Below are 901 nucleotides of genomic sequence, written 5' to 3' on the forward strand. Positions count from 1 at the left end.
CAGCGGTTGCAGCCCGCATTGGATGACATCGCCTTGGCGATAGATTCGGTGAACGACTTCCGCGACCGCCCCACAGGCGCCGTCCGGATAAACGCGCCGATCCCCGCGCTGGAAATCTGCCTCGCGCCGCTGCTGAGCCCCTTTCTGGCAGCCAACCCGGATGTCTCGCTGGAGTTGGTGAGCGATGCCGCGCACGTCGACATCGTGGAGGGCGGCTTCGACGCGGGCGTGCGCTTCGGCGAGGATCTGGCGCGCGACATGATCGCGGTGCCGCTGGGTGGCCCGCTGCGCTACCTCGTGGCCGGGACGGCGGACTATCTGCGGCGGCACGGCGCGCCGGAGCAGCCCAAGGACCTGCTGCGTCACCGATGCGTGCGGCACCGCTTTCCCGGCGGCAGCATCTTTCAATGGGAGTTCGAGAAGGACGAGCGGAAGGTCACCATCACGCCCGAGGGTCCGCTGACGGTGAACGACCCGCGCATGACCTTGCGCGCCGGGCTGGACGACCTGGGCCTGATCCGTCTGCCTGAGGAATACCTGCAGCCCGGCATCACTTCTGGCCAGCTTGTGCCGGTGCTGGAAGACTGGTGTCCGCAGTTGCCAGGCTGGTTCCTGTACTATCCCAGTCGCCGTCAGATGTCCTCCGCGTTCCGGACCTTTCTCGACTTCGTTGGGCGGAGCAGGCCTGTGCTGGCCCGGGCGGAGTAATAAACAAGGGCAAAGATGGCCGAAAGCGAAACGGCTGCTTTCAGGCAATCGGATGACCAGAGCAGACGTTCGTCATGTCCGCATGTGCTGCTTTTATCGCTCGCCCGCTGCTCCTCATACCAACTCCCGATGGTCGTGACTCACGACGGGGGCTTCCCCGACACGGGGGTGATGTGATTCAAGCTGGTGATCC

The 901-nt window shown here is 64.9% G+C and carries 1 protein-coding gene; it reads left to right on the plus strand.

The window, feature by feature from the left end:
• On the plus strand, positions 1–708 hold a 708-nt coding region (locus D2K64_RS23835), incomplete at its 5' end, for a LysR substrate-binding domain-containing protein (protein WP_120010910.1).
• Positions 709–901: the final 193 nt, after the last annotated feature.

This window comes from Teichococcus vastitatis (genome assembly GCF_003604215.1).
Classification (GTDB): Bacteria; Pseudomonadota; Alphaproteobacteria; order Acetobacterales; family Acetobacteraceae; genus Pseudoroseomonas; species Pseudoroseomonas vastitatis.